This is a genomic window from Geodermatophilus sp. SYSU D01106 (genome assembly GCF_054049995.1).
Genome location: NZ_JBJGYM010000011.1, coordinates 51,753 through 72,584, shown reverse-complemented (window position 1 = coordinate 72,584; position 20,832 = coordinate 51,753). Strand labels below are relative to the sequence as shown.

Below are 20,832 nucleotides of genomic sequence, written 5' to 3'. Positions count from 1 at the left end.
GGCCCCGCAACGGCCGATCCTCGAGGAGACAGCGCCCGACATGAGCAGCGACACCAGGAGCACGGAGTCCGAGGCCCCGGCCGAGGCCGCCACCGACTCGCCCACCGGCGACCCGCGCCAGCCGCACCCCACGCTGCCGGAGGACCTCGGCGACCTCGACCGCCGGGCGATCGACACCGCGCGCGTCCTCGCGATGGACGCGGTGCAGAAGGTCGGCAACGGCCACCCCGGCACCGCGATGAGCATGGCGCCCACCGCCTACCTGCTCTTCCACAAGTGGCTGCAGCACGACCCGACCGACCCGAACTGGGTCGCCCGCGACCGCTTCGTGCTCTCGATGGGCCACTCCAGCCTGACGCTCTACGTGCAGCTGTTCCTGTCCGGCTACGGCCTGGAGGTCGAGGACCTGCAGGCGCTGCGCACCTGGGGCTCGAAGACCCCGGGCCACCCGGAGGTCAACCACACCCCCGGCGTCGAGACCACCACCGGCCCGCTCGGCCAGGGCGTGGGCAACGCCGTCGGCATGGCCATGGCCGCCCGCCGCGAGCGCGGCCTGCTCGACCCCGACGCCCCCGAGGGGGAGAGCCTGTTCGACCACACCATCTGGGCCTTCGCCTCCGACGGCGACCTGGAGGAGGGCGTCAGCGGCGAGGCCTCGTCGCTGGCCGGCACCCAGCAGCTCGGCAACCTGGTCCTCGTCTACGACGACAACCGGATCTCCATCGAGGACGACACGACCGTCGCCTTCACCGAGGACGTCGGCAAGCGCTACGAGGCCTACGGCTGGCACGTCCAGCGCGTCGACGACGGCGAGGACCTGGCCGCGATCGACGCCGCGTTCGCCGCGGCCAAGGCCGAGACCTCGCGCCCGTCGATCATCGTGCTGCGGACGATCATCGCCTGGCCCGCCCCGAACAAGCAGAACACCGGCGCCTCCCACGGCTCGGCGCTCGGCGACGACGAGGTGCGCGCCACCAAGGAGGTCCTCGGCTTCGACCCCGAGCGCACCTTCCAGGTCGACGACGACGTCCTCGCCCACGCCCGCTCCGTCGTCGAGAAGGGCCGGCAGGCGCACGCCGAGTGGCAGCAGCGCTTCGACGCCTGGGCGCAGGCCAACCCGGAGGGCGCCGACCTGCTGGCCCGCATGCGCGAGCGCCGGCTGCCCGAGGGCTGGGCCGACGTGCTGCCCACCTTCGACGCCGACCCCAAGGGCGTGGCCACCCGCAAGGCCTCGGGCAAGGTGCTCGCCGCGCTCTACCCGGCGCTGCCGGAGCTGTGGGGCGGCTCGGCCGACCTCGCGGAGAGCAACAACACCGCCGTCGAGGGCGAGCCGTCGTTCCTGCCCGCCGACCGCCAGACCAAGATGTGGAGCGGCGGCCCCTACGGGCGCACCCTGCACTTCGGCGTCCGCGAGCACGCGATGGGCGCGATCATGAACGGCATCGCGCTGCACGGCGGCACCCGCGTCTACGGCGGCACGTTCCTCACCTTCAGCGACTACATGCGCGGCGCCGTCCGCCTGGCCGCGCTCATGCAGCTGCCGGTCACCTACGTGTGGACGCACGACTCGATCGGCCTGGGCGAGGACGGCCCGACCCACCAGCCGATCGAGCACTTCGCCGCGCTGCGCGCGATCCCGGGCCTCGACGTCGTCCGCCCGGCCGACGCCAACGAGGTCTCGGTCGCCTGGCGCACGATCCTCGAGAACAACGACCGGCCCGCCGGCATCCTGCTGTCGCGGCAGAACCTGCCGGTGTTCGACCGGGGCGAGTTCGCCTCCGCGGAGGGCACCGCGCGCGGCGCCTACGTGCTGGCCGACGCCTCGAACGGGCAGCCCGAGGTGATCCTGCTGGGCACCGGCTCGGAGGTGCAGATCGCCGTCGCCGCCCGGGAGCGGCTGGAGGCCGACGGCGTCCCGACCCGCGTGGTCAGCGTGCCGTGCGTCGAGTGGTTCGCCGACCAGGACCAGGCGTACAAGGACGAGGTGCTCCCGCCCTCGGTCCGCGCCCGCGTCAGCGTCGAGGCCGGCGTGCCGCTGGGCTGGCGCGAGTTCGTCGGTGACGCCGGCCGCATCGTGGGCCTGACCCACTACGGCGCCAGCGCGGCGTACTCGGTGCTCTACGAGGAGTTCGGCCTGACCGACGAGGCCGTCGTCGCCGCCGCCCGGGAGAGCATGGAGGCCGCCCGTTCCGGGAACGCCGTCCCCGCCGGCCCGGTTGCAGCCACCGGCGGGCTCCCCCACCCCACCGGCGACCGCTGAGGCCCCGGCCCGGTTCCAACGGAAGGCACTGACATGGCACAGAACGAGAACCTGGCGCAGCTGTCGCAGGCGGGCGTCGCCGTCTGGCTCGACGACCTCTCGCGCGACCGCATCCGCAGCGGCAACCTGCAGTCGCTGGTCGACGAGCGCTCCGTCGTCGGCGTCACCACCAACCCGACGATCTTCGCCGCGGCGATCAGCGGGTCGGACTCCTACGACGACCAGGTGCACGCCCTCGCCGTGCGCAAGGTCAGCGTCGAGGAGGCGCTGCGGACCATCACCGCCGCCGACGTCCGCGACGCCTGCGACCTGCTCGCCCCGGTCGCCCAGCGGCAGCCCGGCGACGGCCGCGTGTCGCTGGAGGTGGCGCCGGGCCTGGCCCACGACACCGACGCGACGGCCGCGGAGGCGGCCCACCTGTGGTGGCTCGTCGACCGGCCGAACCTGTTCATCAAGATCCCGGCCACCGAGGCGGGCCTGGCGGCCATCACGACGTCGATCGCCCGGGGCATCAGCGTCAACGTCACCCTCATCTTCAGCCTCGAGCGGTACCGCGCCGTCATGGACGCCTACCTCTCCGGCCTGGAGCAGCGGCTGGCCGACGACGCCGACGCCGACCTGACCCAGATCGCCTCGGTCGCGTCGTTCTTCGTCTCCCGCGTGGACACCGAGATCGACAAGCGGCTGGAGAAGGCCGGCGCCGACCAGCTCAAGGGCAAGGCGGCGCTCGCCAACGCCCAGCTGGCCTACCAGGCCTACGAGGAGGTCTTCTCCTCCGACCGCTGGAAGGCCCTGGAGGCCAAGGGCGCCCGCCCGCAGCGGCCGCTGTGGGCCTCGACCGGCGTCAAGGACCCGTCCCTCCCGGACACCCTCTACGTCAGCGAGCTCATCGCCCCCGGCACCGTCAACACGATGCCGGAGAAGACGCTGCAGGCCTACGCCGACCACGGCGCCGCGGGCACCCCGGTGCAGCAGACCTACGACGACGCGGCCGCGGTCATGAAGTCCGTCGCGGACGCCGGCGTGGACCTCGACGACGTCTTCCGCGTCCTCGAGGAGGAGGGCGTGCAGAAGTTCGTCGACTCCTGGGACGAGCTCACCGCCTCGGTGAAGAGCGAGCTCGAGGACAAGGCGTGACGCTGCTGTCCCAGCACCCCCTCGACGCAGACTCCTTCGACGCGCTCGGCTGACAGTCCGCCCGGCCGGCACAGCGGTGCCGGCCGGGCGGCTGCGTCCCCCACAGGAGGGCACATGATCCCCAACCCGCTGCGCGACCCGCGGGACCGGCGGCTGCCCCGCGTCCCGGAGCCCTGCGCGCTCGTCGTCTTCGGCATCACCGGCGACCTGGCCCGCAAGAAGCTGCTCCCCGCGGTGTACGACCTGGCCAACCGCGGCCTGCTCCCCACCAACTTCGCCCTGCTCGGCTTCGCCCGCCGGGACTGGGGCGACCAGGACTTCGCCGAGCTCGCCCGCGACGCCGCCCGCAACGCCGCCCGCACCCCGTGGCGGGAGGAGGTGTGGGAGCGCCTGGCGGGCAGCGTCCGCTTCGTGCAGGGCTCCTTCGACGACGACAACGCCTTCGACGAGCTCGCCGCCGCGCTCGGCGACCTCGAGAGCAGCCACGGCATCGGCGGCAACGCCGCGTTCTACCTCTCCATCCCGCCGTCGATGTTCCCGGTCGTGCTCAAGCAGATGGAGCGCACCGGCATGGCCGAGAGCACGCCGGACCGGTGGCGCCGCGTCGTCGTCGAGAAGCCGTTCGGCACCGACCTGGCCTCCAGCCGCGAGCTCAACGAGCTGGTCGACTCGGTGTTCAGCGCCGAGGACGTCTTCCGCATCGACCACTACCTGGGCAAGGAGACCGTCCAGAACCTGATGGCGCTGCGGTTCGCCAACGAGCTGTTCGAGCCGGTCTGGAACGGCCACCACGTCGACTCGGTGCAGATCACCATGGCCGAGGACGTCGGCATCGGCGGCCGCGCGGGCTTCTACGAGAAGACCGGCGCCGCCCGCGACGTGCTGCAGAACCACCTGCTCCAGCTCCTGGCGCTCACCGCCATGGAGGAGCCGGTCGAGTTCTCCGCAGACGAGATCCGCACCGAGAAGCTCAAGGTGCTGCGCGCGGTGTCGCTGCCCGAGGACATGCGCCGCTTCGCCGTGCGCGGCCAGTACGAGCAGGGCTGGCTGGCCGGGCAGCGGGCCAAGGGCTACCGGCAGGAGGAGGGGGTCGACGGCGAGTCGCTCACCGAGACCTACGCCGCCGTCCGCCTCGGCGTGGAGACCCGCCGCTGGGCCGGCGTCCCGTTCTACCTGCGCACCGGCAAGCGGCTGCCGCGCCGGGTCACCGAGATCGCGCTGGTGTTCAAGCGGGCCCCGCACCTGCCCTTCGCCGACACCGACACCGAGGAGCTGGGCAACAACCAGCTCGTCGTGCGCGTGCAGCCCGACGAGGGCGTGACCCTCAAGTTCGGCTCGAAGGTGCCCGGCAGCGTGATGGAGGTCCGGGACGTGTCCATGGACTTCCTCTACGGCGAGCAGTTCACCGAGACCAGCCCCGAGGCCTACGAGCGGCTGCTGCTCGACGTGCTGCTGGGCGACGCGACGCTGTTCCCGCGCAACGCCGAGGTCGAGGCCTCCTGGGCGGTCATCGACCCGCTCGAGGAGTTCTGGGCCGGGACCACGCCGGAGCCCTACCGGGCCGGCGAGTGGGGGCCGCGCGCGGCCGACGACATGCTCGCCGCCGAGGGCCGCCGGTGGCGGCGTCCGTGAGCGGCACCCGACAGGAGGGAACCCCGTGACGACCCTGTGGGACACCACCGGCTCGGCCGTGGTGAAGGAGCTGGCCGCCCAGCGGCGGACCGGCGGCGCGGTGCTCTCGGGCGTCGCGCTGACCCTGGTCGTCGTCGCCGACGAGGCCCGGGTCGCCGAGGCCGAGGAGGCCGCGGCCGGGGCGTCCGAGCAGCACCCCTGCCGGATCCTGGTCGTGGTGCGCCGGCAGATCGACGCGCCGGTCCCCCGCCTGGACGCCGAGGTGACGATCGGCGGGCGCCTGGGCCCCGGCGAGGCCGTGGTCATGCGCATGTACGGCCGGCTCGCGCTGCACGCGGAGTCGGTCGTGCTGCCGCTGCTGGCCGCCGACGCCCCGGTGGTCACCTGGTGGCACAGCGACCCGCCGTCGCGGCTGACCACCGACGCGCTCGCCGTGATCGCCGACCGGCGGATCACCGACAGCGCCTCGGCGGCCGACCAGCTCGCCGCGCTGCGCACCCGGGCGCAGGACTACGCCCCGGGTGACACCGACCTGGCCTGGACGCGCGCCACCGGCTGGCGCGCCACGCTCACCTCGGCGCTGGACTCCGTCCACGGCCGCCGCGGCGACGCCATCCGGGTGCTCGGCGGCCGGATCGAGGGCGATCCGGGCGCGGCCACCGCCCAGCTGCTGGCCGGCTGGGTCGAGTCGCGGGCGGGCGCCCGGCTGGAGGTCGTCCCGTCCGCCCGTCACTCGGGCCCGAGCGGCATCGACTCGGTGGTGCTGCAGCTCGACCAGGACGAGGAGGTGCGGGTGCACGCCGACCGCCGCGGCGGCGCGGTGATCAGCCAGCCCTACCGCTCCGACGCCACGATGGCGCTGCCCGACCGCTCGCTGGGCGACCTGCTCGGCGAGGAGCTGCGGCGCCTGGACCCCGACGAGCCCTACGCCGAGGCGCTGGAGGTCACCACCGGCGTCGGCGGGCTGGCCGGCCGCGCGTCGGTGCGCTCGCACGTCTGGGTCGACCCGGCGGAGCCGCACGGCGCCGCGGCCCCGGCCGCGCAGGTCGGCGACGGCAGCCCGCACGGCGAGGCGCCGACCGTCCCGGCCGACTCCGAGGGCGCCGACGAGGTGGCCGAGCACGGCGAGCACGACACCCCCGACCCGACGGCGCCCGAGAGCCGGCCGGAGCAGCCCGAGGAGTCCGAGTCCGGGGCGGTCCGGTGACCCTCACCCCCGGCGACCGGATCGTCGAGCGGCTGGCGGAGACCACCGAGGGCCCGGTGCCCGACGTCGTGGTCGAACCGGACGCCGAGATGCTGGCGCGGGCCGCGGCCTCGGCGCTGGTGGCGCGGCTGGCCGCCGCCCAGGCGGTGCACGGGACGGCGTCGGTGGTGCTCACCGGCGGCGGCGTGGGCACCGCGGTGCTGCGGCACGTGGCGGAGCTGGCGCAGGAGCCCGCGCCCGGTCAGGACGTGGACTGGACCGCCGTCGACGTCTGGTGGGGCGACGAGCGCTTCGTCCCCGCCGACGACGACGAGCGGAACGAGAAGGGCGCCCGCGGGGCGCTGCTCGACCGGGTCGGCGTGCCGGCCGGACGGGTGCACGCGATGCCCGCCTCCGACGCCGGCTTCACCGAGCCCGAGGAGGCGGCCGAGTGGTACGCCGGGACGCTGGCCGACGCCGCCCGCGACGCCGGCGCCGACGGCCCGCTGCCCCGGTTCGACGTGCTGCTGCTGGGGATGGGCCCCGAGGGCCACGTGGCGTCGATCTTCCCCGGCTCCCCCGCCGTCGCCGACGAGCGGCCGGTGGTGGCGGTGCGCGACTGCCCGAAGCCGCCGCCGACCCGGGTGAGCCTGGGCTTCTCCGCGATCAGCGCCGCCGAGGAGGTCTGGCTGCTGGTGTCCGGGGAGGGCAAGGCGGAGGCGGTGGCGCGGGCCCTGGGCGGCGCCGACCGCAGCGAGGTCCCGGCCGCGGGCGTCCGCGGGCGGCAGGCCACGCGCTGGCTGCTCGACGCCGGCGCGGCCGGGCAGCTCCCCGGAGCCGGGGAGTAGGAACGGGCGCCCGGCGCCGCCCGCGGGCGGCGCCGGGCCGGGGCTCAGGCGCCGCGGCGGGCCCGGAGCTTGGCGAGGGCCTCCTCGAGGAGGGCGTCGCCGTCGGCGTCGCTGCGCCGCTCGCGCACGTAGGCGAGGTGGGTCTTGTAGGGCTCGGTGCGCGGCGCCGGGGGCGGCGCCGCCGAGTCCTGGCCGGCGGGGAGGCCGCAGCGCGGGCAGTCCCACAGCTCGGGCACCTCGGCGTCGGCGGCGAAGGCCACCCGCGTCTCGTGGCCCTGGCTGCACCAGTAGCCGATCCGCAGTCGCGGCGCTGCCTCGCCGCGCTCGGCCTCTCCCATCGGACCCGCACCGACCCGCGTACCCCGGATCGCGTTCCCACCAGCCACGAGCGCCCCCCTCAGGACCGTGCTGCACGCGGTGCGGGACGCACCGCCCGGGCAGTCTATGGCCTCGGGGGTGTTCCCTCGATCACGATTTCGCGGCGGAGGTGGGGCCTCGCGGCCTCAGACCTTGAGCAGGATCCCCAGGGTCACGATGCAGACCACCCAGATGACGCCGGTGAAGACCGTCAGGCGGTTGAGGTTCTTCTCGACCACCGAGGAGCCGGCCAGCTGGGAGGAGACGGCGCCGCCGAACATCGAGGATAGGCCGCCGCCCTTGCCCCGGTGCAGCAGGATCAGCACCACGAGCAGCACGCTGGTGAGGACCAGCAGCACGTTGAGGACGAGCTCGACCATGGCACCAGCGTAACCGGTGGCCTCCCGGCCTCCGGTCAGCGCACGCCCGCGGTGGCCAGGTCGTAGCCGACGTAGGGGCGCATGACGACGGCGTTGCGCAGCCGCTGGCCCGCCAGCAGCTGCACGCGGGACTCCACGAGCGGCACGTAGGCGCCGGTGGCCCGGGCGGCCGTGGCGACGTCGCGCCAGGCGGTGGCGGCGGCCGCGGGGTCGGCCGCCGGGTCGGACGCGGCGCGGGCGGCGTCCACGGCGGCCGACAGGGCCGGGTCGGTGAGCCGCGCGTAGTTGGTGTTGCCGACCAGGCTCACCGAGCGGCCGTCGACCAGCGGCACGAGGAACGAGCCCGGCGTCGGGAAGTCGGCGGTCCAGGTGGCCAGCACGATGCCGTAGCCGTTGCGCGCCACGTTGTCGGGGCTGCCGACGTCGGTGGCGTAGAAGCTGGCCGCCGGCAGCGGGCGCACCTCGGCGGTGATGCCGACCTCGGCGAGCTGGGTCGCGACGGTCTCGGCCACCGCCACGCTGGCCTCCGCGTCGGGCACCGCGAGCACGGTGCGGAAGCCGTCGGGTTGCCCGCAGGCGGCCAGGGCATCGCGCGCCGCGGCGACGTCGGCGCCCGGGTCCTCCTCCTCGGGGCCGGCGGGCAGCGCGGCCGGCCACAGCCTCGAGGTGCGCACCGCGCGCTCCGGGCCGCCGGCGACCTCCTGCACGGCGGTGCGGTCGATCGCGGCGGCCACGGCGGCGCGGCAGTTCGGGTCGGTCATCGGGGCGACGTCGGTGGGCAGCGCCAGCAGCCGGACGGCGCCGCTGGGGACGTCGTCGACCCGGTCGGTCAGCGGCACCTCTCCCCCGGCCCCCTCGGCGAGCCGCGCGCCGGTGGCGAGGTGGACGCCCGAGCCGGAGATGTCCAGGTCGGCGGAGCCGGCGAGCAGGGCCTGGTCGCGCTCCAGGCTCGACAGCCCGGTGCGGACCACGACGCGGTCGGGCAGCGCGGTGCGCACCCCGTCGGTGGCCGGGTCCCACTGCGGGTTGCGGTCGAGCACGATGCCGGTCTCGGCGTCGACGGTGGTGACCGCGTACGGGCCGGAGGAGACCGGGTCGGCGCCGTAGGCCGCGCCCGTGTCGTTCTCGATCGGCACCGGGCTGCTCGAGGGCAGCGCCAGGACGTAGGGGAAGTCGGGGCGGGCGGTGCGCAGCCGGAAGACGATCGTCGCGTCGTCGGGGGTCTCGATCGCGGCCAGCGAGAGCTTCGCCGGGTCCTCGTCCTGGTAGGGCCCCGCATAGGGGTTGGCCGGGTCGTCGAGCAGCTCGACGGTGTAGGTGGGCCCGCCGACGATGACGTCGGAGGCGAAGGACCGCTCGATGCCGTACTTGACGTCGCGGGAGGTGATCGCCCGGCCGTTCTCGAACCGCGCGCCCTGCCGGAGGGTGAACGTCCAGGTCAGGCCACCGTCGGGGGTGCTGCCGAGGTCGGTGGCGAGGTCGGGAGCGAGGTCGGCGGTGGCGCCGGGCTCGGAGGAGTAGGTGACCAGCGTGCGGGCGTAGAGCCGCATGAGGTTCCACACGCCCGGCCGGTAGGAGCGCTGCGGGTCGAGGCTGTCGATCTCCCCCGCGACCACGCGCAGGGTGCCGCCGGTCTCCTCCGACGGCGAGCGCACGTCCTGCACGCCGGCGTCGGGCCCGTCACCGAGGACGGGGACGCCGGCGTCGCCGTCCCCGCCGCCGCTGCAGCTCACCGCGACGGCGACCACGAGGAGGACGACCAGCGCCAGGCCGAGGACGCGGCCGGCGGTGCCGGTGAGCCACCCCGGCAGCCGGGAGGACCGGGGCGGTCGCTGCGGCGTGCTGCCCACCCACCCCACCCCCGCTCGGCCGCCGGGGCTGCTGCTCAGCTGCTCCCGGCGGCGGTCCGACAGATCCGCGCGAACTCGTCGGCGTCGAGGCTCGCGCCTCCGACGAGTGCACCGTCGACGTCCGGCCCGGCCAGGATCCCGGCCGTGTTGGCGGCCTTCACCGACCCGCCGTAGAGGATACGGACGACGGCGGCCGTGGCCGCTCCGAAACGCCCGTCGAGGCGCGACCGGAGTGCGGCGCACACCTCCTGGGCGTCGTCGGGGGTGGCGACCTCGCCGGTCCCGATGGCCCACACGGGCTCGTAGGCGACGACGACCTGCTCCACCTGCCCGGCGTCCAGCCCCTCGAGGGCGGCGTCGAGCTGGGCGGTGGTGTGCGGGACGTGCCGGCCGGCGCGGCGGACGTCCAGGCCCTCCCCCACGCACAGGATCGGCGTGAGGCCGTGCCGCAGCGCGGCCCGCACCTTGGCGGCCACCGTGGCGTCGTCCTCGCCGTGCAGCGCGCGCCGCTCGGAGTGCCCGACGACGACGAAGCCGCAGGCCAGCGCGGCGAGCATCGCGCCGCTGACCTCGCCGGTGTAGGCGCCGGAGTCGTTCGCCGAGAGGTCCTGCGCGCCGTAGCCGACCGCGAGCTGGTCGCCGTTGACCAGCGTCTGCACGCTGCGCAGCGCGGTGAACGGCGGGAGCACGACGACCTCGGCGGCGTCGAGCTCCTGCTCGGTGAGGCTGAAGACGAGCTTCTGCACCAGGCCGATGGCCTCCAGGTGCGTCATGTGCATCTTCCAGTTGCCCGCGATGAGCGGGCGGCGGCCCTCCCGGCGCGGGGCCGGCTGCTGCCGTCGCGCCATCAGCCCTCGCCCCGGTCCGCGAGCACCGTGAGGCCCGGGAGCTCCCGGCCCTCGAGGTACTCCAGGGACGCGCCGCCGCCGGTGCTGATGTGCCCGTAGGCGGACTCGTCGAGGCCGAGCTGCCGGACGGCGGCCGCGGAGTCCCCGCCGCCGACCACCGACAGCCCGTCGACGGCGGCCACGGCCTCGGCGACGCCGCGGGTGCCGGCCTGGAAGGGCGCCAGCTCGAACACGCCCATCGGGCCGTTCCAGAACACCGTGCGCGCGTCGGCGAGCTCGCGGCCGAACGCCTCGACGGTGCGCGGGCCGACGTCGAGGCCCATCCGGTCGTCGGGGATGGCGTCCACCTCGACGACGGAGGTCTCGGCGTCGGCGCTGAACGCGCTGGCCGCGACGACGTCGACGGGCAGCACGATGCGCTCGCCCGCCTCGGCGAGCAGCCGGCGGCAGGTGTCGACCTGGTCGGCCTCCAGCAGCGAGGTGCCGACGCCGTGGCCCTGCGCGGCGAGGAAGGTGAAGCACATCCCGCCGCCGACGAGCAGCCGGTCGACCTTCGGCAGCAGCGCCTCGATGACCGCGAGCTTGTCGCTGACCTTGGAGCCGCCGAGCACGACCACGTAGGGCCGCTCGGGGTCGGTGGTCAGCCGGGTGAGCACCTCGAGCTCGGCGGCTACCAGCCGGCCGGCCACGTGCGGCAGCCGCAGCGCGACGTCGTACACCGACGCGTGCTTCCGGTGCACCGCGCCGAACGCGTCGTCGACGTAGACGTCGGCCAGCGCGGCGAGCCGGTCGGCCAGCGCGCCGCGCTCGGCGTCGTCCTTGCTCGTCTCGGCGGCCTCGAAGCGCACGTTCTCCAGCAGGAGGACGTCGCCGTCGCCGAGGGCACCGGCCCGCGCGACGGCGTCGTCGCCGGCGACGTCGGCGGCCAGCGGGACCTCGGTGCCGAGCAGCTCGCCGAGCCGCGCGGCGACCGGGGCCAGCGAGTACTGCGGGTCGGGCGCGCCCTTGGGCCGGCCGAGGTGCGCCGCGACGACGACGCGGGCGCCGGCCTCGCGCAGCGCCTGCAGCGTCGGCAGGCTGGCCCGGATGCGCCCGTCGTCGGTGATCGCCCGGGTCTGCTTGTCGAGGGGCACGTTCAGGTCGGCGCGCACGAGCACGCGCCGACCCGAGATCCCCTCGGCGAGCAGGTCGTCGAGGGAGCGTGCCATCAGAGGGAGCGGCCCACGAGCTCGACGGAGTCGACCAGGCGGTTGGAGTAGCCCCACTCGTTGTCGTACCAGCCGAGCACCTTGGCCATCGGGCCGAAGACCTTGGTCAGCTGGCTGTCGTAGATGCAGCTGGCCGGGTCGGTGACGATGTCGGAGGAGACGATCGGCGCGTCGGTGTACTTGAGGATGCCGGCGAGCGGGCCCGCGGCGGCCTCCCGGTAGGCGGCGTCGATCTCGTCGGCCGGCACCTCGCGGGACAGCTGCACGGTGAGGTCGGTGGCCGAGCCGGTGGGCACCGGGACGCGGACGGCGTAGCCGTCGAGCTTGCCCTTGAGCTCCGGCAGCACCAGGCCGATGGCCTTCGCCGCGCCGGTGCTGGTGGGCACCATGTTGAGGGCGGCGGCGCGGGCGCGGCGCAGGTCCTTGTGCGGGCCGTCCTGCAGGTTCTGGTCGGCGGTGTAGGCGTGGATCGTGGTCATCAGGCCGCGCTCGATGCCGAAGCTGTCGTTGAGCACCTTCGCGAGCGGCGCGAGGCAGTTCGTGGTGCAGGACGCGTTGCTGATGATCGTCTGGCTGCCGTCGTACTTCTCGTGGTTGACGCCCATGACGATGGTCAGGTCGTCGCCGGTGGCCGGCGCCGAGATGACGACCTTCTTGGCCCCGCCCGCGTCGACGTGCTTGCGGGCGTCGTCGGCCTTGGTGAAGAAGCCGGTGGACTCGACGACGACGTCGACGCCCAGGTCGCCCCACGGCAGGTTGGCCGGGTCGCGCTCGGACAGCACCTTCATGGTGCTGCCACCGATCTTGATGCCCTCGCCGTCGGCGGCGACGTCCTCGCCGAGGACGCCCAGGATGCTGTCGTACTTGAGGAGGTGGGCGAGGACCTCGTTGCTGGTCAGGTCGTTGACCGCCACGATCTCGATGTCCTTGCCGCTGGCCGCGGCCGCCCGCCAGAAGTTGCGGCCGATCCGGCCGAACCCGTTGATCCCCACCCGTACCGTCACTGCTGACCTCCACGGATCCGCGGTGCCGTCCGGCACCGTCGCGTGCGTCGGCCGCGCGGCGCGCGGCTCCGTCGGCGACGACCCTATCGGCCGCGGCACGCGGGTGTCCGGACGAGTCTCAGCCTCCGGGAACGAGCTGCGCCCCGTCGTCCCGCGGGCCGGCCGGCGCGGGGACGAAGGCGGCCGGGCCGGCGGCGACGACGCGGTCGCGGCCGGTGGCCTTGGCCGTGTAGAGCGCGCGGTCGGCGGCCTCGAGCAGGGTGGCCGCGCTCGCGCCGTCGGCGGGGCAGACGGCGACGCCGATGCTGACGGTGACCGTGACCGGCCCGCCGTCGACGTCGTGCGGGGTGGCGGCCACGGTGCGGCGGATCCGCTCGGCGCGGGCCAGCGCCTGCTCCCGGCCGGCGCCGGGCAGCACGAGCACGAACTCCTCGCCGCCGAGCCGGGCGGCGGTGTCGCCCTCGCGGACGGCGCCGGCGAGCGTGCCGGCGACGGCGGTGAGCACGGCGTCGCCCGCGGCGTGGCCGAGGCGGTCGTTGACCCGCTTGAAGTGGTCGACGTCGACGACCAGGACCGACAGCTCGCCGGTGCGCGGACGGGCGGCGAGGCCCGCGCCGAGCGCACGGTCGAGGTGGCGGCGGTTGTGCAGGCCGGTGAGCGGATCGCGGACGGCCTCCTCGGCGAGCTCGGCGCGCAGCCGCTCGATGACCTCCACCTGCTCGGCGAGCTGCCGGTTGAGCCGCTCGACGGCGGCCTGGCGCTCCTGCTGCTCGCTGACGTCGCGGACGACGAGGATGCGGCCGAGCGGCCGCCCCCGCGGGTCGCTGACGGCGGAGTCGCGGACGTCGAGCCACACGCCCGGCCGGACCTCGGCGACGCGGTGGCCGTCGCGGCGCTCGGTGCTGAGCAGCACCCCGACCGCCCGCGGGCCGGCGACGTCGTGGAGGGGCCGGCCGACCAGCTCGCCCTCGAGCTCGGGCCGCAGCTCGTGCAGCATCCGGTCGGCGGCCGGGTTGACGTCGATGAGCAGGCCGGCGGGGTCGACCACGAGCACGGCGTCGGGGACGGTGTCGACGACCTGGTCACGGGCGACGGGCACCAGGCGCAGCAGGCCGCCGCGGAAGATGGCCCAGCAGTCGACCAGCCCGGTGAGCAGGAAGAACAGCGGGGTGAGGTCGCTGCCGGCCCCGTCGAGCTGCGAGCCGACCGACACCACGTTGCCCACGGTGGAGAGCACCGCCGAACCGAGCAGGACGGCGACCTGCCGCCGCAGGACCCCGGTGACGCGGCGGAAGCAGCGGACCAGGTGCGTGTAGGCGACGGCGACGAGGACGTAGGAGTAGGCGGTGTGGGCCAGGAACAGCGGCCCGAAGGTCACCCGGGACTCCCGGGCGCCGTCGGCCGCGCTCAGGTCGGCCATCACCAGGTCCCGGGTGGCCGGCAGCGCGGCGGCCACGACGAGGACCAGCGGCTCGACCGCGAGCAGCAGCGCCGTCCGGCGGGCCGGGCGCCAGGACGGGTCGGCGACGGTTCGGGCCAGCACCCAGGTGCCGACGACGACCAGCCCGACGGAGGCGAGCAGGACCGGCGGGTAGAGGCGGTGCGCGGTCTCGGTGCCGAGCGTGTAGACCAGCGCGTCGGCGGCGGACCAGGCGGCGACGCCGGTCATGGTGGCCGCGAGCGCGGTGGCCGCGGGGGTGCGCCGCCGCCGGCGCCAGGCCAGCACCGCGGTGCCGACGGCGACCAGCGTGGCGCAGCCGAAGACGACGGCCCAGCTCCCCGCGGTCATGCCGCCTCCGCTCCCGTACCGGGCACGCCGGGGACGGCGGCCTCTCACCCGCGCATCGGCGGCAGCGGGCGTGGCCTGCAGCGGGGCGGGCGGGGCCTCACCCCCAGGAGTGACGACGGGGCGCCCCCCGCCGCAGCGGAGGGCGCCCCGTCGGGACGTGCGGGCTCGCGTTACTGGGCGAGCATGTCGTCGGTGACGACCGACTCCGTGTCGGGGATGCCGAGGTCCTTGGCCCGCTTGTCGGCCATCGCCAGGAGACGCCTTATGCGCCCGGCAACGGCGTCCTTGGTCATCGGCGGGTCGGCCCGCTGGCCGAGCTCCTCCAGCGAGGCCTGGCCGTGCTCGAGCCTCAGCCGGCCGGCGACCAGCAGGTGCTCGGGGGCGTCGCCGGCGAGGATCTCCATCGCCCGCTCGACCCGCGCGCTGGCCGCGACCGCCGCCCGCGCCGAGCGGCGCAGGTTGGCGTCGTCGAAGTTGGCCAGCCGGTTGGCGGTGGCGCGGACCTCGCGCCGCATCCGCCGCTCCTCCCAGGCCAGCACCGCGTCGTGGGCGCCCATGCGGGTGAGCAGCGCGCTGATCGCGTCGCCGTCGCGGACGACCACGCGGTCGGCCCCGCGCACCTCGCGGGCCTTGGCGGCGATGCCGAGCCGGCGGGCGGCGCCGACCAGCGCCATCGCGGCCTCCGGGCCCGGGCAGGTGACCTCGAGCGAGGACGAGCGGCCCGGCTCGGTGAGCGAGCCGTGCGCCAGGAACGCGCCGCGCCAGGCGGCCTCGGCGTCGTTGATGCTGCCCGACACCACCGACGGCGGCAGGCCGCGCACCGGCCGGCCGCGCTGGTCGACCAGCCCGGTCTGGCGGGCCAGGCCCTCGCCGTGCTTGGCGATGCGGACCAGGTACCGCACCCCGCGGCGGATGTTGCCGCCGGCGAGCACGCTGACCCCGCTGGTGTAGCCGTACACCTCGCTGATGTCGCGGCGCAGCCGGCGGGCGACCGAGCCGGTGTCCAGCTCCGCCTCGATCACCACCCGGCCGCCCACGATGTGCAGCCCCCCGGAGAAGCGCAGCAGCGCCGTGACCTCGGCCTTGCGCTCGGAGGTGCGTGTGCACTCCACCCGCGACAGCTCGTCCTTGACCATGGCCGTCATCGCCACGACGACCACCCCCTCTGCTGCGGCGCCATGCTCGGCGTCACCTCTCCCCCTCGAACGGTCCGGGTCCATCCGGTCCCGGCGCACCGGCCGGGACCCCTACCCCGTCCCCCGCGACGACCACCGGGGCCAGCGCTGCCGCCAGCCGCGCGGGGTCGTGGCGGGGTGCGCCACCGTGCTCGGCGACCGGGGCCAGCACGAGCTCGGCGCCGCACGCGCGCGCCGCAGACAGGAGACCACAGCGGTCAACCACTGAGTCAACATCCGCGATCACGGTGTGCAGCGCCACTCCGCCGAGATGCGCCTGCAGCACGCGCAGGTGCTCCTCCGGCGAGAAGCCGTCGGTCTCCCCCGGCTGCGGCTCCAGGTTGAGCACGACCACCACCCGGGCGCTGCTGGCCGCCAGCGCGGCGCGCAGCCGCGGCACGAGCAGGTGCGGCAGCACCGAGGTGTACCAGGAGCCGGGGCCCAGCGACACGACGTCGGCCGCGGCGATGGCGGCGAGCACGTCGGGGTGCACCGGCGGGTCGGACGGGGAGACGAGGATGTCGCGCACCCGGCCCGGCGTGCCGGCGATCGCCACCTGGCCGCGGATCGTGCGGGTGCGCGCGGGATCGTCGGGGTCGACGGTCTCCACCCGGGCGACGAGGTCGAGCGGCACGTCGGCCATCGGCAGCACCCGGCCGCGGGCGCCGAGCAGCTCGCAGACGGTGTCGAGGGCGCGCACGGTGTCGCCGCCGTGGAGCTCGACCAGCCCGGTGAGCACGAGGTTGCCCACGGGGTGCCCGGCGAGCACGCCGGTGCCGCCGAGGCGGTGCTGCAGCAGCCGGGCCATCTCGGCGCGGTCGTCGTCGGCCAGCGCCGCGAGCGCCATGCGCAGGTCGCCGGGCGGCAGCACGGGCATCTCCCGGCGGATCCGGCCGGACGAGCCGCCGTCGTCGGCGACGGTGACCACGGCCGTCAGCTCGGGGGTGATCCGGCGCCAGGCGGCGAGCGCCGCCGCGAGGCCGTGGCCGCCGCCGAAGGCGACGACCCTCGGGCCGCCGGACCCGGGCGCCGTGCTGTCGCCCGCCACTACTCGCGGCCCAGGTCGCGGTGGCGCGCGACCGCGTCGATGCCGTCGGCGGCCAGCCGGCGGGCGAACTCCTCGGCGATGGCGACGCTGCGGTGCTTGCCCCCCGTGCAGCCGACCGCCAGCGTCAGGTAGCGCTTGCCCTCGCGCCGGTAACCGGGGATGAGCAGCCGCAGCACCTCGGTGTAGCGGTCGAGGAACGGCCCGGCGTCGGACTGGCCGAGCACGTAGTCGCGCACGTCGGGGTCCTGGCCGGTGTGCGGGCGCAGCTCGGGCAGCCAGTGCGGGTTGGGCAGGAACCGGGCGTCGACGACGAGGTCGGCGTCCAGCGGCAGGCCGTACTTGAAGCCGAAGCTCAGCACGGTCGCCGTCAGCGGCGGGGTGCGGCCCTCGCGGGCGAAGGCGTTCTCCAGCGTCGCCCGCAGCTGGTGCACGTTGAGGTCGCTGGTGTCGACCCACAGGTCGGCCTCTCCGGCGATGCCCGCGACCAGCGCCCGCTCGGCGGTGATGCCGTCGAGGATCCGGCCCGAGCCCTGCAGCGGGTGCTCGCGCCGGTTGGACTCGTAGCGCCGCACGAGCACCTCGTCGCGGGCGTGCACGTACACCACGCGCGGCCGGTGTCCGGCCTCGGCGAGCACCCGGATGGCCTCCAGCAGGTCGCTGGAGAAGGCCCGGCTGCGGACGTCGACGACGGCGGCGAACCGGCGGACGTCGCCGCGCGCACCGAGCTCGACCATCGGCAGCAGCAGCGCCGGCGGCAGGTTGTCGACGACGTACCAGCCGAGGTCCTCCAGCACCCGCCCGGCGCTGTTCTTGCCGGCGCCGGACAGGCCGGTGACGACGACGACCTCGACGGGCGGCGTCTCGGTGCTGGCGGCGTCGAGGCCGGCGGGGACGTCGGCCTGCGGGCCGGCCTGGCCCTCGCGCGCGGCCGTCTCGCCGGTCGGCGCCGGGACGTCCGGTCCGGTCGGCTGCTGCTCGCTCACGAGGCGACCCGGCCGACCTCGGCGGTGGCGCCGGCCCCGGGGCCGGGCGTGCCCCGCTCGGCCGGGCCGGCGGGCGCCGTGGTGCTCTCCACGACCACCTCGGCCGGCGCGGCGTCCGCCGCCACGTCGGCCGGCGCGGGGCCGGCGTCGTCGGCGCCGGCGTCGGCGGCCTTGTCCCCGGCGGGCTCGGCCACCGCCGCCAGCACCGCCTCGGCGGTGCGCCGGCCGATGCCGGGCACGGCCACGAGCTCGTCGACCGTGGCCGCGCGCAGCCGCTTGAGCGACCCGAACTGCTTCATCAGCGCCTTCCGCCGCGTCTCCCCGAGACCCGGGACGTCGTCCAACAGCGAGACCAGCATGCTGACGGACCGCTTCTGCCGGTGGTAGGTGATCGCGAACCGGTGGGCCTCGTCGCGCACCCGCTGCAGCAGGTACAGCGCCTCGGAGGTGCGCGGCAGGATCACCGGGTCGGACTCGCCGGGCAGCCACACCTCCTCCATGCGCTTGGCCAGCCCGCACACGGCGACGTCGACGATGCCGAGCTCGTCCAGCGACCGGGCCGCGGCGGCCACCTGCGGGGCGCCGCCGTCGACGACGAGCAGGTTGGGCGGGTAGGCGAACCGGCGGGGCCGGCCCTCCTCGGCGGCGACGCCCTGCTCGTCGCGGCGGTCGGCCTCCTCCTCGAGGTGCCGGGCGAAGCGGCGGCGGACGACCTCGGCCATGGCCGCGGTGTCGTCGGTGCCGTGCTTGACGGAGAACCGCCGGTAGTCGGACTTCTTCGCCAGCCCGTCCTCGAACACCACCATCGAGGCGACGACGTTGGTCTGCTGCACGTGGCTGACGTCGATGCACTCGATGCGCAGGGGCGCCTCGGGCAGCTCGAGCGCCTCCTGCAGCTCCGAGAGCGCGAGGGACCGGGCGGTGAGGTCGCTGGAGCGCTTCACCCGGTGCCGGGCGAAGGCCTCCTTGGCGTTGCGCTCGACGGTCTCCAGCAGGCTGCGCTTGTCGCCGCGCTGCGGCACCCGCAGCGAGACCCGCGAGCCGCGGAGCTCGGTGAGCAGCTCCTCGTAGACGTCGGCGTCGTCGGGCAGCTCGGGGACGAGCACCTCCCGGGGCACCGTCTCGCCGCCCTCGGTGACCCCCGTCTGCTCGTCGACGCCGCCGTAGACCTGCAGGAGGAACTGCTCCACCAGCTCGCCGGTGGTGACCTCCTCGACCTTGTCGATGATCCAGCCGCGCTGGCCGCGCACCCGGCCGCCGCGGACGTGGAAGACCTGGACGGCGGCCTCGAGCTCGTCCTGCGCGAAGGCGACGACGTCGGCGTCGGTGCCGTCGCCGAGGACGACGGCCTGCTTCTCCAGGGCCCGCCTGAGCGCGCCGAGGTCGTCGCGCAGCCGGGCGGCCCGCTCGTACTCCATCGCCTCGGCGGCCTCGGCCATCTCGCGCTCGAGGCGCTTGACCATGAGGTCGGTGCGGCCGGCCATGAAGTCGCAGAAGTCGTCGACGATCGCGCGGTGCTCCTCGGCGCTGACCCGGCCCACGCAGGGGGCGGCGCACTTGCCGATGTAGCCGAGCAGGCAGGGCCGGCCGATCTGCCCGGCGCGCTTGAAGACGCCGTTGGAGCAGGTGCGGGCGGGGAAGACGCGGGTGAGCGTGTCGAGGGTCTCGCGGATGGCCCAGGCGTGGGCGTAGGGGCCGAAGTAGCGGACGCCCTTCTTCTTCGGCCCGCGCATCACCTGCAGCCGCGGGTACTCCTCGTTCAGCGTCACGGCCAGCGACGGGTAGCTCTTGTCGTCGCGGTAGCGGACGTTGAAGCGGGGGTCGAACTCCTTGATCCAGTTGTACTCGAGCTGGAGGGCCTCGACCTCGGTGCCGACGACGGTCCACTCCACGCCGGCCGCCGTCGTGACCATCTGCCGGGTGCGCGGGTGCAGCCCGGCGACGTCGGCGAAGTAGCTGTTGAGCCGCTGCCGCAGGCTCTTGGCCTTGCCGACGTAGATGACCCGCCCGTTGGGGTCGCGGAACTTGTAGACCCCCGGGCTCTCCGGGATCGAGCCGACCGCCGGTCGGTAGGTGGACGGGTCGGGCACACCTCCACACTAGGTGGACACGCCGACGGTCCGCCGGGGAACTCCACCGGTGTGATTCGGCTCCTCCCGCTCAGGACAGGCGCGCCTCGAGCCAGGCGAGCAGGTCGGCGGTCACCTCGTCCCGGTTGGTCTCGTTGAACACCTCGTGGCGGGCGTCGGGGTAGACGCGCAGGTCCACGTCGTGCCCGCGGCCGCGCACCAGGTCGGCGAGCGCGGCCACCTGGGCGGCGTCCTCCCCGCCCACCGGGTCGCGCTGCCCGGCCAGGAGCAGCACCGGCAGCCCGTCGGGCAGCCCGGCGACGGCCTCCTCGCCCGCCACGCGCGCGGCCAGCGCGAACATCTCCGCGCCGTAGGCGTACGTGGGCGGGACGTCGTCGCCGCAGAGCGGGTCGGCCAGGTAGGCGTCCACCTCGGCGGGGTCGCGGGACAGCCAGTCGTAGGGCGTGCGGGCGGGCTCGAACGGCGCGTTGAAGGCGGTCAGGGCGTCCATCGGCTGCTCCCCCGCCCCGGCGGCGACGGCGGCCCGGAGCTGCTCGGCGGCGGCGGCGAAATGAGGGGCGACGCCGATCGGCCCGGAGAGCACGAGCCCGTCGAGGACGTCGCCGTCGCGCTCGGCGGAGGCCAGCGCGACGACCGAGCCGAGCGAGTGGCCGAGCAGGAACCGCGGGACGCCGGGGTGGTCGGCGGCCAGCCGGGCACCGAGGTCGCGGACGTCGTCGAGGACGGCGTCGCTGCCCGCGCCGGGACCGAAGCCGCCCGGGCCGGTGGAGGCGGCGGTGAGCCCGTGGCCCCGCTGGTCGAGCGCGCCGACCGCGATGCCGCGGGCGGTGAGCGCGGCGGCGAGCCGCGCGTAGCGGCCGGCGTGCTCGGACAGGCCGTGGACGACCTGCAGCACGGCGCGGACCTCGCCGTCGGGGGTCCAGCGGCGCTCGGCGAGGCGGACGCCGTCGGCTGCCTCGGTGTAGGTGGGTGCGGTCACGGGCGCAGCCTGCCGCCCGGCCCGGCCGGGCGCCAGGCGGGACGGTCGGGCGGAGGCG

17 protein-coding genes are annotated in these 20,832 nt (G+C 75.4%); 5 read left to right on the top strand and 12 right to left on the bottom strand.

Annotation, left to right across the window (positions count from 1 at the left end):
• Positions 1-40 precede the first annotated feature (40 nt).
• The 5 genes from tkt to pgl all read left to right on the top strand — a co-directional run bounded on the left by tkt (position 41) and on the right by pgl (position 7,063).
• Positions 41-2,260: a transketolase gene (gene tkt / locus ACI78R_RS13435; RefSeq protein ID WP_457041080.1), complete on the top strand. Its 2,220-nt coding sequence runs from the start codon at positions 41-43 to the stop codon at positions 2,258-2,260.
• A gap of 33 nt (positions 2,261-2,293) precedes the next feature.
• The gene (gene tal / locus ACI78R_RS13430) at positions 2,294-3,397 is read left to right on the top strand and encodes a transaldolase (RefSeq protein ID WP_073420274.1); all 1,104 of its coding nucleotides are present in this window, start codon (positions 2,294-2,296) and stop codon (positions 3,395-3,397) included.
• A gap of 114 nt (positions 3,398-3,511) precedes the next feature.
• On the top strand, positions 3,512-5,029 hold the full coding sequence (zwf, locus tag ACI78R_RS13425) for a glucose-6-phosphate dehydrogenase (RefSeq protein ID WP_457041079.1): 1,518 nt from the start codon (positions 3,512-3,514) through the stop codon (positions 5,027-5,029).
• 25 nt (positions 5,030-5,054) lie between these two features.
• Positions 5,055-6,236 (top strand): glucose-6-phosphate dehydrogenase assembly protein OpcA, encoded by a 1,182-nt coding sequence (locus ACI78R_RS13420; protein WP_457041078.1) that lies wholly within the window; start codon positions 5,055-5,057, stop codon positions 6,234-6,236.
• Positions 6,233-7,063, top strand: a complete 831-nt coding sequence (gene pgl, locus ACI78R_RS13415) for a 6-phosphogluconolactonase (protein WP_457041077.1) — start codon at positions 6,233-6,235, stop codon at positions 7,061-7,063. Before ACI78R_RS13420 ends, pgl begins: the two co-directional genes overlap by 4 nt.
• Positions 7,064-7,107: 44 nt before the next feature.
• Here the strand turns inward: pgl and ACI78R_RS13410 are convergent, their stop codons facing one another.
• From ACI78R_RS13410 to ACI78R_RS13355, 12 genes are all read right to left on the bottom strand, one after another.
• Positions 7,108-7,449 (bottom strand): RNA polymerase-binding protein RbpA, encoded by a 342-nt coding sequence (locus tag ACI78R_RS13410; protein WP_073420277.1) that lies wholly within the window; start codon positions 7,447-7,449, stop codon positions 7,108-7,110.
• A gap of 117 nt (positions 7,450-7,566) precedes the next feature.
• Positions 7,567-7,800 carry a preprotein translocase subunit SecG gene (gene secG, locus ACI78R_RS13405; protein ID WP_073420278.1) on the bottom strand — a complete coding sequence of 78 codons (234 nt, stop codon included), beginning with the start codon at positions 7,798-7,800 and terminating at the stop codon, positions 7,567-7,569.
• Positions 7,801-7,835: 35 nt separating this feature from the next.
• Positions 7,836-9,650: an ABC transporter substrate-binding protein gene (locus tag ACI78R_RS13400; protein WP_457041076.1), complete on the bottom strand. Its 1,815-nt coding sequence runs from the start codon at positions 9,648-9,650 to the stop codon at positions 7,836-7,838.
• 35 nt (positions 9,651-9,685) lie between these two features.
• Positions 9,686-10,498: a triose-phosphate isomerase gene (gene tpiA / locus ACI78R_RS13395; protein WP_336027502.1), complete on the bottom strand. Its 813-nt coding sequence runs from the start codon at positions 10,496-10,498 to the stop codon at positions 9,686-9,688.
• On the bottom strand, positions 10,498-11,706 hold the full coding sequence (locus ACI78R_RS13390) for a phosphoglycerate kinase (RefSeq protein WP_457041075.1): 1,209 nt from the start codon (positions 11,704-11,706) through the stop codon (positions 10,498-10,500). Before ACI78R_RS13390 ends, tpiA begins: the two co-directional genes overlap by 1 nt.
• Positions 11,706-12,710: a type I glyceraldehyde-3-phosphate dehydrogenase gene (gap, locus tag ACI78R_RS13385; protein WP_457041074.1), complete on the bottom strand. Its 1,005-nt coding sequence runs from the start codon at positions 12,708-12,710 to the stop codon at positions 11,706-11,708. The genes ACI78R_RS13390 and gap overlap by 1 nt, the downstream gene beginning before the upstream one ends.
• Before the next feature lie 118 nt (positions 12,711-12,828).
• On the bottom strand, positions 12,829-14,499 hold the full coding sequence (locus ACI78R_RS13380; protein WP_457041073.1) for a histidine kinase N-terminal 7TM domain-containing diguanylate cyclase: 1,671 nt from the start codon (positions 14,497-14,499) through the stop codon (positions 12,829-12,831).
• A 170-nt stretch (positions 14,500-14,669) separates the two neighbouring features.
• On the bottom strand, positions 14,670-15,659 hold the full coding sequence (whiA, locus tag ACI78R_RS13375; RefSeq protein WP_457041072.1) for a DNA-binding protein WhiA: 990 nt from the start codon (positions 15,657-15,659) through the stop codon (positions 14,670-14,672).
• A gap of 28 nt (positions 15,660-15,687) precedes the next feature.
• On the bottom strand, positions 15,688-16,722 hold the full coding sequence (locus ACI78R_RS13370; RefSeq protein ID WP_083628566.1) for a gluconeogenesis factor YvcK family protein: 1,035 nt from the start codon (positions 16,720-16,722) through the stop codon (positions 15,688-15,690).
• Entirely contained in the window at positions 16,722-17,705 is a 984-nt protein-coding gene (gene rapZ, locus ACI78R_RS13365) for an RNase adapter RapZ (RefSeq protein WP_336027510.1), read from the bottom strand. Before rapZ ends, ACI78R_RS13370 begins: the two co-directional genes overlap by 1 nt.
• Positions 17,702-19,795 (bottom strand): excinuclease ABC subunit UvrC, encoded by a 2,094-nt coding sequence (gene uvrC / locus ACI78R_RS13360; RefSeq protein WP_457041071.1) that lies wholly within the window; start codon positions 19,793-19,795, stop codon positions 17,702-17,704. The genes rapZ and uvrC overlap by 4 nt, the downstream gene beginning before the upstream one ends.
• A 70-nt stretch (positions 19,796-19,865) precedes the next feature.
• Positions 19,866-20,774 (bottom strand): alpha/beta fold hydrolase, encoded by a 909-nt coding sequence (locus ACI78R_RS13355; protein WP_457041070.1) that lies wholly within the window; start codon positions 20,772-20,774, stop codon positions 19,866-19,868.
• Positions 20,775-20,832 lie beyond the last annotated feature (58 nt).

Bases quoted from the DNA above. Each gene is read 5' to 3' on its own strand.
- ACI78R_RS13380 (WP_457041073.1), bottom strand. From the start codon at position 14,499: ATGACCGCGGGGAGCTGGGCCGTCGTCTTCGGCTGCGCCACGCTGGTC.
- tpiA (WP_336027502.1), bottom strand. From the start codon at position 10,498: ATGGCGCGACGGCAGCAGCCGGCCCCGCGCCGGGAGGGCCGCCGCCCG.
- tkt (WP_457041080.1), top strand. From the start codon at position 41: ATGAGCAGCGACACCAGGAGCACGGAGTCCGAGGCCCCGGCCGAGGCC.
- ACI78R_RS13390 (WP_457041075.1), bottom strand. From the start codon at position 11,706: ATGGCACGCTCCCTCGACGACCTGCTCGCCGAGGGGATCTCGGGTCGG.
- zwf (WP_457041079.1), top strand. From the start codon at position 3,512: ATGATCCCCAACCCGCTGCGCGACCCGCGGGACCGGCGGCTGCCCCGC.
- tal (WP_073420274.1), top strand. From the start codon at position 2,294: ATGGCACAGAACGAGAACCTGGCGCAGCTGTCGCAGGCGGGCGTCGCC.
- secG (WP_073420278.1), bottom strand. From the start codon at position 7,800: ATGGTCGAGCTCGTCCTCAACGTGCTGCTGGTCCTCACCAGCGTGCTG.